The organism is Shewanella sedimentimangrovi (assembly GCF_017354965.1).
GTDB lineage: Bacteria > Pseudomonadota > Gammaproteobacteria > Enterobacterales > Shewanellaceae > Shewanella > Shewanella cyperi.
Genome location: NZ_CP071502.1, coordinates 1,649,234 through 1,659,871, shown reverse-complemented (window position 1 = coordinate 1,659,871; position 10,638 = coordinate 1,649,234). Strand labels below are relative to the sequence as shown.

Genomic DNA, 10,638 nt, shown 5'->3' with positions numbered 1-10,638 from the left:
CCTGGCTCCCCTTTTTATTGGCTCGGTCGCAATGGTTCAGGACTGGGTAATGGAAAAATCCAGGTAAATCTCATTTTCCACGTCCTCCTCCACCAATACCTGACTGACACTGGCACCGGGAGAGCCAAGCCAACACCATTCGATTAACTGATCTACCGCAGGAAAACTGCCCTGGGCCAGGATTTCCACCGAACCGTCGTCCAGGTTGGTGACATACCCGGTTACCCCAAGCTCCCTCGCCTTTTCCAGCGCACAGCGCCGAAAGCACACGCCCTGAACCTTGCCCTTAACCCTGATTAACACCCGCTTCATCTGTTGCTCCCTTCTCGACCGGATGCATTGAGAATAAGCCAAAAAACAGACATATACCTAATTGAAGGCGGAAAGGAATATCGAGGGGTATTGAGTCACGGATGCCACCAAAAAAAACAGCTAACAAAACTGCTGTTAGCTGTATCGGGCGACATACGCAAAGGGTTGGTCCAGGGGGACCGAATTCGACGGCAGATTGCTACAAATTGTTACATTCTGCTTGGGAGGGCGCTAATGTACACGCTGATGAGGAATTTTCAATTGCGACTAAAGTCCTAATGATCACCCAGGGCCTTTGTGTGATCAAGATCACACTTTAACCCCGCTTTTGCCGCATGAGTCACTGTATAGAAAGCCACTAACTGGTACAAATGTACAAACTTGTACCAAAGCCATGGGCAGGGTTACGGGACGCCCGCGACTAATGCAGACAAGAAATCACATTCAGACCAGCTTGAAAGCCTGAATTGCGGCCAAATGCGGGCCCAGTTGGGGGAATTTATGGCTTTGGTGAGCATCCCAGATAATGGGGTAGAAGGCCGACAGAAGCCCGGCAGTGGCGTAACTGTCCAAAACCTCGTCATGCTCAGACAGTATGCAAAGGGATTTCTGCCGGTTTTTGCTGCGAAATTCACTTACGCATTTACTGGCAATGTCGGCATATTCCTCGGGCCTGTCTATCCGCCCCTGCATGTTGTTTTCGGGGTGCAGATTGGGATTTATCAATACCGATTTCAGGCCATGAAGAAACCCGATACGTTCGGCCCAATAGCCCCCCAGGCCAACACCGACCATCAGGGGGGCGGGATCATCACAATGCTTCAGCTCCCGTTCCACATCCTTAAGCAATTGCTGCATATCGTGACGGGGAAACTGGGTGGAATAGCTTAACAATCTGACATCGGGGTCAATGAACTGCAATTGACGCATTTTTTCATGATTGCCTGGACTGGTGGCATCATAGCCGTGCAGATAAAGGATCATGGCCGGCTCCATCGCCCGAATGAACACAGCTCTCACACTAGCATATCTGTGCCAACCCGGGTTGCGCGGGTTCACAAAGCAGTCATAAAGGGCATAAAAAATGGCGCACATGGCGCCATATTAATCAGTAGCAACAATCAGGGCTGGTAACCAATGCGCTCAGCCAACTCTCGCCCCTCTTCCCAGCGAGCCTGGTTTTCCAATGCGGCAGCCATCTTACGGCCATCGGGCCTGAGTGACAGCGCCCGGTTTTCCCATTGAGAATCTTGCATGTCGGCCAGGATATCCAGTGCCCCCTGGCGCTGGTTGCACACCAATATCATGTCACAGCCCGCCGCCAGGGCTGCCCGGGCACGGGCGGGATAGTCACCGGCAAAGGCTGCCCCTTCCATGCCGAGATCGTCCGAAAAAATCACCCCCTTGAAGCCCAACTCGGTGCGCAGCACCTGTTTGAGCCAATGGCTGGAGAAACCGGCCGGATTGGGGTCAATCTGGCTGTACACCACATGGGCCGGCATAATGCCATCCAGTTTCCCCTCTGTTATCAGGGACCTGAAGGGAGCCATATCCTGCTCCAGGATAAGCGCAGGCTCACGCTCATCCACCGGCATGGCCACATGGGAGTCGGCCTGCACACTGCCATGTCCGGGAAAATGTTTACCAACAGCCGCCATGCCGGCGCTGTGCATACCGTCGATAAAGGCGCCGGCCAACCCCGCAACCTGGGCTGGACTCGCTGAAAAGCTGCGTCTGCCTATGACCTCACTGATACCATTGAGATCCAGCACAGGGGCAAAGCTTAAATCAATATCACAGGACAGCAGCTCCACCGCCATCAGGAATCCCAGTTCGCTGGCCCAGCGCTTTGCAAGCGCCATGGCCTCGGCGGCGGCAGGAAGAATGTCGCCCATGGCTGGAATTTGGGTGAAGCCCTCACGAAAGCGCTGTACCCTACCCCCCTCATGGTCAACGGCAATTAGCAGTTCCGGGCGTATGGCTCGTACCGCTTGCACCAGCTCACAAAGCTGACTGCGCTCCCTGTAGTTGCGACTGAAGAGAATAAGTCCGCCAACCAAGGGATTGCGCAACATTTCACGCTCTTGCGATGTCAGCTCCAGCCCTTCCAGATCCACCATGAGCACGCCCATGCTTCCCCCTAAAAAATTAATTCATCAATAATGAAACCACCGCCCCCCAGCTTTAGGGGGCGAAATGGATTAAGCCCTTATTTTGCCGCAATAGCCCTGAAACCAAGCACTAAAGCCAGTTCAATTATGCTTTAGCTAGATTTATCCGAAATATCATGAATAAGAATATCTAATGAAGCCACAAGGCCAAACTATGGGATACTGTTCCTATGGTGATCAGCGGCCAGGTTGGCGCACGTCCATTTCCCGAATGCGCAGTCGCAGAGATTACCTCAGATTAGATTGATGGGCGAGCAAGCCCCATGACAAAGACTAAAATAACAACGAGACGACACAGGGCCAGATTATGATTAGCGTATTTGACATGTTCAAGATAGGCATAGGGCCATCGAGTTCCCATACAGTGGGCCCCATGAAGGCCGGCAAACTCTTTATTCAACTGCTGGAGGCCAAGGGGCTTCTGGCACAAACCGATGAGCTGCGGGCTGAACTGTTCGGCTCCCTGGGACAAACCGGCAAAGGTCACGGCACAGGCAAAGCCGTTATCCTGGGATTGATGGGTGAAGATCCTGAAACCGTCGATACCGATGCCATCGACGGAATCCTGGCAGACGTTGCTGCCAGTGAGCAGCTGCAACTGGCCAACGGCACCAAGGTAAAGTTCACCCGCGAGGATGGCATCCTTTATCATCGTCGCAAGACGCTGCCCGCCCATGCCAATGCCATGACCCTTTATGCCCTTACCAAGGGTGAGTTGCTGTTCCAACGCACCTACTATTCCGTGGGTGGCGGCTTTATCCTGGACGAGGATGAAATAGCCCAGCGTGACGCCTCACCGGCAACCCCCATTCAGTCTGCTCCCTATGACTTCAACAGTGCAGCCCATCTGCTGGAACTGTGTACTGACCACGGCCTGAGCATTTCCTCACTGATGTTGGCCAATGAGCTCAGCATAGCCTCCGAGGCCGACGTCAAGGCCCGCCTGTGGCAGATTTGGCAGACCATGAAAAACTGCGTTGAAAAGGGCTATCAGAAGGAAGGCATATTGCCTGGCGGCCTTAAACTCAGACGCCGGGCGCCGGCGCTGTACCGCCGTCTCAAGGCCGAAGGTCGCAACAACGTTGACCCGCTCAACGCCATGGATTGGGTAGATCTGTTTGCCCTGTCGGTCAATGAACAGAACGCCGCCGGCGACCGTGTTGTCACGGCCCCCACCAATGGGGCTGCCGGCATTATTCCAGCAGTACTTTGTTACTACGATACCTTCGTACAGGAAGTGGATGTGGATGTCTGCGCCCGCTACCTGCTGACCGCCGCCGCCATTGGCATTCTTTACAAGAAGAACGCCTCTATTTCCGGCGCCGAAGTGGGCTGCCAGGGTGAAGTGGGCGTTGCCTGCTCCATGGCAGCCGCAGCGCTGACCGAAATCATGGGCGGTACCGTGGAGCATGTAGAGAACGCTGCCGAAATCGGCATGGAACATAATCTGGGCCTGACCTGCGATCCCGTCGGTGGCCTTGTTCAGGTTCCCTGTATTGAGCGCAACGCCATGGGCGCGGTCAAGGCCATCAATGCTTCTCGCCTGGCGCTGCGCGGCGACGGCAACCACAAGGTGTCGCTGGATAAGGTCATCAAAACCATGATGGACACGGGCAAGGACATGCGCAGCAAATACAAGGAAACCGCCAAGGGCGGTCTTGCGGTCAACATTGTCGAGTGCTGACAGCCGCAATTAAAAAATCCCGCTTCGGCGGGATTTTTATTTGACTCTATATTTGGAAATCCGAGGCTATCCGGGCTAGCGCATCGGCAGCTCACGATCGGCAAACATTTCTTCAATCAATATAGGGTCACGCAGCGCCACCGCCTTTTCCACCACATCCCGGGTAAGATGCGGTGCGAACAATTCGATAAAGTCATACATGTAGCTTCGAAGGAAACTGCCCTTACGGAAGCCTATCTTGGTGGTGCTGTGGGCAAACAGGTGTCCGGCATCTATGGCCACCAGATCCTTGTCTATGTTGGGATCTATGGCCATGGAGGCAATCACCCCCACCCCCAATCCCAAACGGACATAGGTTTTCAGCACATCGGCACTGGTGGCAGAGAACACCACCCTGGGCTCCAACCCGGCACGGTTAAAGGCCCGCTCAATCTGGGATTCACGGTCGAAACCGAACACATAGGTCACCAGTGGGAAGCGTGCCAATTCTTCGATGCTCATATGGCTGCGACTGGCCAGCGGATGATCCCGGGTGACCACTATGGAGCGGTTCCAGTGGTAGCAAGGCAACATAATGAGATCCGAGTACAGGTGCATGGCCTCGGTCGCAATGGCAAAATCCGCATCTCCGCGGGCCGCCAGTTCACTTATCTGGGTCGGAGTCCCCTGGTGCATGTGCAGGTTAACCCTGGGATAACGTTTGATAAAACTGCGAATAATGCCGGGCAGAGCATAACGGGCCTGGGTGTCTGTGGTGGCTATGTTCAATTCACCCTGATCCGGCTTGGTGTATTCTTCGGCCACCTTTTTGATGCTTTCCACTTTACCCAGGATATCGCTGGCGATGTTGATCACTTGCTCACCGGCAGGGGTCACGTGGGTCAGGTGTTTGCCGCTGCGGCCAAAGATTTGGATCCCCAACTCATCTTCCAGCATTCGGACCTGCTTGCTGATCCCCGGCTGAGATGTATACAGGTTTTCCGCCGTCGCCGAGACATTGAGATTGTGGTTCAGCACTTCCACAATATACCTGAGTTGTTGCAGCTTCATGTTGCGTCCTACCAAAAGAACCGTTCCGAGCAATCGGCCGGTTGCGAGTCTTAACTATAATCTTGGGTTATAGTATATTGGTAAAATTAAATCAAACTGGAATAACGGTCCACCCCGCCAGCAATACGGGACAGACACGATAAGCTGGGCTAAGATAACTATGCTAGTTTGTTGATTTATTGTAGCATTGGTTGACTTGACTCAAGAATGGGACACCTATGATATTCACCCTGGTTCTGCTCTCCATTGGAGCATTGTTACTGCTGGTCATAGTGATCAATGTAATCCAACAACAAAAAGAAAAGGCCGAAGCAGAACGTCGCATGGAGTTGGCCAGACAGCGTGCCATTTTGGATGAAACCGAAGGCGTGCTTTCCAATACAGGCATGATGCCCTGCTCAAGCTACATAGTTATGATTTTGTACCGGCGCATCCAGGAAGCCTTGAGCAACGCGGTTAACCTGACCGTTCCACCACAAAAAAATGATTATCAGCGCCGCCTGTTGGATCTTCAGGCTCAGATTGAGGCCCTTCAGGGCACTTCCAATGTGCCACCAATAGAAAGCTTCCGTTTGCCTGACAACGACAAGCAAGTGCTTGTGGTTGTGCAAACCCTGAAGAAACTCAAGGCCATACTCAGGGCCGAACACAACAAGGGCAAGGTCGACCCCACGGTTTTTGCCGAAGAAGAAAACCGTATCGACAGTCTGCAATTGCGGATCAACGTGGACTCCATGATTTCCCGTGCCCGCGCCGCCTGCTTTATGAAACAGTATGGCTCTGCCAAGCAAATGGTCTCCAAGGCGCTGGCGACCTTGCACGCCATCAAGGCACAGACCCCCAATGACCCCTTTATTGGCCGCAAAGTTGATGAGGCCAAGCAACTGCTGGATGAAATCATGGGTGCCCAGAAGATGTCCGAGCCTGCGGGTCGTCAAAAGCGCAGCGAAGAAGACGATCTGGATATGCTGTTCCAGCCGAAGAAGAAATGGTAACCGCTGCCTGAAGCGGTATGGCTTCCAATCCCCCATAAAAAAACTCCCGCAGGGCAACCTCGGGAGTTTTTATTTGCTCACTGTTAGTTGAGCTGCATGTTACTTCTTGGTTTTCTTGGCTTCGCTGACCCAGCGCTTGCCATCATAGTGGGCTATCCAACCCGTGGCTTTGCCGTCCACCTCGGAAGCAACATATTGCTCCTTGGTTTTGCGGCTGAACTTGACCATGGTCTTGTTGCCTTCATCATCCTCGGTCGGAGCATCGGCCAGATATAGATATTTAGGCCACAGCAGCTCACGGTATTTGCGCAGTTCTTCCACCAACGGCGCCCGGGTTTCGCGGGATTTGGGGAAGGTGCTGGCGGCGAGGAAGATACCGGCGGCGCCATCACGCAACACAAAATAAGCATCCGACTTACTGCACTTGAGTTCGGGCAGATGAATAGGATCTTCCTTCGGTGGCGCTGCCTCACCGTTCTTCAGCAGTTTGCGAGTATTCTTACAGGCTTCATTGGTACAGCCGAAATACTTGCCGAAACGGCCGTTTTTAAGCTCCATATTGGCGCCACAACGGTCACATTCCAATAGCGGTCCTTCGTACCCCTTGAGTTTGAACTGGCCCGCTTCCACCTCATAGCCGTCACAGGTAGGGTTGTTGCCGCACACATGCAGTTTACGCTTTTCATCAAGCAGGTAACTGTCCATTGCGGTACCGCATTTGTTACAGCGATGCTTGGCCCTGAGCGCATTGGTTTCCGCGTTTTCATCACCTTCGCTTATAGCCTCTTCGCCCGGCGTCAGGTTCATTGTGGTCTTGCATCTTTCCTTCGGCGGCAACGCATAGCCTGAACAGCCGAGGAACACTCCGGTTGTTCCGGTGCGGATCCCCATTTGCCTGCCGCACGTGGGACAAGGAATCTCGGTAAGTACCATCTCATTGGGAAGCATACCACCGGCATCGGGCTCCTGCTCCGCCTTGTCGAGCTGGGCGGTAAAGTCTTTATAAAAACCATCCAGCACGTTTTTCCACTCACGCTCACCGCGGGCCACATCATCCAGTGTCTGTTCCATACCGGCGGTAAAGTCATAGCTCATCAGTTCACTGAAGCTGTGTACCAGACGGTCACTGACAATTTCACCCATTTTCTCGGCATAAAAACGACGGTTTTCCACTTTAACGTAACCGCGATCCTGAATGGTAGAGATAATGGTGGCATAGGTGGAAGGACGCCCTATACCGCGCTTTTCCAATTCTTTCACCAACGAGGCTTCACTGTAGCGGGCCGGTGGCTTGGTGAAGTTCTGTTTGGGATCCAACTTATCCAGCGTGAGTGATTCACCCACCTCGACTGCCGGCAGGGTGTTGTCTTCCTCGTTCTTTTTCTTCAGCGCCGGTTGCACTCGGGTCCAACCATCAAACCTCAGGGTGCGGCCATTGGCCTTGAGCTCATAATCACCGGCCTTAACCGTAAGCCTGGTGGCATCATACTGGGCAGGTGTCATCTGACAGGCCACAAATTGTCGCCAAATAAGCTCGTAGAGGCGCTGTGCATCGCGTTCCATATCACTCAGTTGCACCGCACTGACCTTGACATCAGAAGGCCGTATGGCTTCGTGAGCCTCCTGGGCGCCTTCCTTACTGCCATAACGTATGGGGGCATCGGGCAGGTATTTGGCACCGAACTCGTCACCAATGAGTGCACGGACGCTGTCCAGGGCTTCCTGGCTGAGGTTGGTAGAGTCGGTACGCATATAGGTGATATGACCGGCTTCGTACAAACGCTGGGCCAACATCATGGTCTTTTTCACCCCAAAGCCAAGTCGGGTACTCGCCGCTTGCTGCAGGGTTGAGGTAATAAAGGGCGCAGAAGGCTTGCTTTGGGTCGCCTTATCTTCCCGCTCCAAGACCTTGAAGCTGGCATGTTGCAGTTCGGCCACCGCAGCCATGGCCTCGGCCTGATTGCGTGGTTCAAAGGCTGCACCAAGATGGCGATGAACTTCCATCAGCAATGCCTGGCCTTTTGGCGTATTCAGGGCAGCGTGAATATCCCAAAACTCTTCCGGCACAAAGGCCTTGATTTCACTTTCACGCTCAACCACCAAACGCACTGCGACGGACTGCACCCGTCCGGCAGACAGGCCCCGGGCAACCTTCTTCCACAGCAAGGGAGACACCATAAAACCCACCACCCGGTCCAGGAAGCGACGGGCCTGTTGGGCATTGACCATATTGGTGTTCAGGCTGGCAGGATGGCTGAAGGCGTCCTGGATGGCACTTTTGGTGATCTCATTGAAAACTACCCTTTGATACCGTGAAGGATCGCCGCCTATGACTTCCTGCAAATGCCAGGCAATGGCCTCTCCCTCACGGTCCAAATCCGTTGCCAGAAAGATTTGATCGGCATCGTTGGCAAGGGTCTGTAATTCTTTTACCACCTTTTCTTTACCAGGCAATATCTGGTAGTTGGCACGCCAGCCCGCCTCGGGGTTCACCCCCATGCGGGCCACCAGGGCCTGTTGGTCCTTGTCCTTCTTGTAACGGGCCTTTTCATCGGCGGTCATTTTCTTGAGATCGGCACTGGATTTAGCACCCGTTTTGCCTTCCGAGGAGGAGGATGTAGGCAAATCACGTATGTGACCCACACTGGATTTAACAATGAAATCTTTGCCAAGGTATTTGTTTATTGTCTTGGCTTTGGCCGGCGATTCGACAATGACGAGCGATTTACCCATAGTTTTATTTGCGCCAAACAGTCTCGAGAAGGTGGAAATTGGCACCATATATAGAGGGTTGAACCTTGAGTTTCAAGCTAATCCCTCTTTTATGCATACCAGCGAGTCACTTTTTAAGCAAAGTTGGAATTTTTGTAAAAAATAATATTGCGTAATTAAAAACTAATATTTCATTATTCGCCAGCAAGCAAGCAATAGTTATGCAATTCCTGCATAAATGGGCCATTTGTCGCGATTTCGCCGGGTTGTTATGCGAGATTGCTCACGTATACTGAGCGAAACTCGAGACCAATTTCTGGTCATAATCACAAGACCTCAGCCCCGGTAAAGGACAATAAATGAAGCACTTCGAAGCTAACTTTGATGGCTTGGTTGGACCAACCCACAATTACGCAGGCCTCTCCTTTGGTAACGTGGCATCCCAGAGTAATGCCGCTCTGACATCCAATCCCAAAGATGCTGCCAAGCAAGGACTCAAGAAGGCCAAAGCACTGGCGGATATGGGCATGGTTCAAGGCATGCTGGCGCCCCAGGAGCGCCCGGATCTGCACACCCTGCGCCGTATTGGTTTCGGTGGTACAGATGCCGAAGTCTTGCAAAAGGCCGCACAACAGGCGCCGGCCCTACTGCAGGCCTGTTGCAGCGCCTCCAGCATGTGGACCGCCAATGCGGCAACGGTTTCACCCAGTGCCGACACCCGCGATGGCAAGCTGCATTTCACCCCAGCCAACCTGGTGGACAAGCTGCATCGCTCCATTGAGCCGAGCACCACGGGTAATATTCTGAAGGCCATCTTCGCAGACAGCCGCCATTTCCATCACCACGAGCACCTGCCCGAACATCCCAGCTTCGGTGATGAAGGTGCCGCCAACCATACCCGTTTGTGCAGTGATTATGGCCGCGCCGGCGTGGAAGTGTTTGTCTATGGCCGGGCCGTGACCCGCCCGGACATGCCGGCGCCAAAGAAGTACCCGGCCAGACAAACGCTGGAGGCCTCACAAGCCGTCGCCAGGTTACACCAGCTGGAAGACGACAATACCGTCTTTATGCAGCAAAACCCCGATGTCATTGACCAGGGCGTGTTTCACAATGACGTGATTGCCGTGGGCAACCAAAATGTGCTGTTTTACCATCAGCAAGCTTTCCTGCACACCCAGGAAAAACTGGCGGAAATTCAGCGCAAGATGGACACCGACATGCATTTTATCGAAGTCCCAACCGCCAAAGTCGGCGTGCAGGATGCGGTCAAGAGCTATCTGTTCAACACCCAGATCATCACATTGCCCAATGGTGAGATGGCCATCATAGCGCCAACCGATTGCGAGGAGAATGCGGCCGTTCATGCTTACCTCACTGAATTGGTCACATTCAATACGCCAATCAAAAAAGTACACTATTTTGATGTGAAGCAAAGCATGCAAAACGGCGGTGGCCCGGCTTGCCTGAGGCTCAGGGTCGCCATGAACGAAGCCGAACTGGCAGCGGTGAATCCCAACGTGATGATGAATGACGCACTGTTCAACCGCCTCAACCAATGGGTGGATAAGCACTACCGCGATCGCTTAACCATAGCCGACCTCGCCGACCCCCAACTCCTGGTTGAATCCCGCACCGCGCTGGATGAACTGACCCAAATCATGAAGCTCGGCAGCGCGTATAGGTTCCAACGTTAATTGTCTTACCAAGACAAACA

At 53.3% G+C, this 10,638-nt stretch carries 8 protein-coding genes; 3 read left to right on the top strand and 5 right to left on the bottom strand.

Annotated features, from left to right (window positions below):
- Positions 1 to 36 precede the first annotated feature (36 nt).
- The 3 genes from JYB85_RS07055 to nagZ all read right to left on the bottom strand — a co-directional run bounded on the left by JYB85_RS07055 (position 37) and on the right by nagZ (position 2,444).
- Positions 37 to 312, bottom strand: a complete 276-nt coding sequence (locus JYB85_RS07055; protein ID WP_207381617.1) for an acylphosphatase — start codon at positions 310 to 312, stop codon at positions 37 to 39.
- 444 nt (positions 313 to 756) lie between these two features.
- Positions 757 to 1,296: an alpha/beta hydrolase YcfP gene (gene ycfP, locus JYB85_RS07050; RefSeq protein ID WP_207381616.1), complete on the bottom strand. Its 540-nt coding sequence runs from the start codon at positions 1,294 to 1,296 to the stop codon at positions 757 to 759.
- Between the two features lie 137 nt (positions 1,297 to 1,433).
- Positions 1,434 to 2,444: a beta-N-acetylhexosaminidase gene (nagZ, locus tag JYB85_RS07045; RefSeq protein WP_207381615.1), complete on the bottom strand. Its 1,011-nt coding sequence runs from the start codon at positions 2,442 to 2,444 to the stop codon at positions 1,434 to 1,436.
- A gap of 346 nt (positions 2,445 to 2,790) precedes the next feature.
- Here nagZ and JYB85_RS07040 point away from each other — a divergent pair, with 346 nt between their 5' ends.
- Positions 2,791 to 4,167 (top strand): L-serine ammonia-lyase, encoded by a 1,377-nt coding sequence (locus JYB85_RS07040; RefSeq protein WP_207381614.1) that lies wholly within the window; start codon positions 2,791 to 2,793, stop codon positions 4,165 to 4,167.
- 75 nt (positions 4,168 to 4,242) lie between these two features.
- Here the strand turns inward: JYB85_RS07040 and cysB are convergent, their stop codons facing one another.
- Positions 4,243 to 5,217, bottom strand: coding sequence for an HTH-type transcriptional regulator CysB (gene cysB, locus JYB85_RS07035; RefSeq protein WP_207322660.1), 975 nt, complete (start codon positions 5,215 to 5,217; stop codon positions 4,243 to 4,245).
- 218 nt (positions 5,218 to 5,435) lie between these two features.
- Between cysB and JYB85_RS07030 the strand changes: the two genes are divergently transcribed.
- On the top strand, positions 5,436 to 6,212 hold the full coding sequence (locus tag JYB85_RS07030) for a hypothetical protein (RefSeq protein WP_207381613.1): 777 nt from the start codon (positions 5,436 to 5,438) through the stop codon (positions 6,210 to 6,212).
- Positions 6,213 to 6,311: 99 nt separating this feature from the next.
- Here the strand turns inward: JYB85_RS07030 and topA are convergent, their stop codons facing one another.
- Entirely contained in the window at positions 6,312 to 8,945 is a 2,634-nt protein-coding gene (gene topA / locus JYB85_RS07025; protein WP_207381612.1) for a type I DNA topoisomerase, read from the bottom strand.
- A 338-nt stretch (positions 8,946 to 9,283) separates the two neighbouring features.
- On the opposite strand from topA, the gene astB reads away from it, so the two are divergent.
- Positions 9,284 to 10,618: an N-succinylarginine dihydrolase gene (gene astB, locus JYB85_RS07020; protein WP_207381611.1), complete on the top strand. Its 1,335-nt coding sequence runs from the start codon at positions 9,284 to 9,286 to the stop codon at positions 10,616 to 10,618.
- The last annotated feature ends 20 nt before the right edge of the window (positions 10,619 to 10,638 follow it).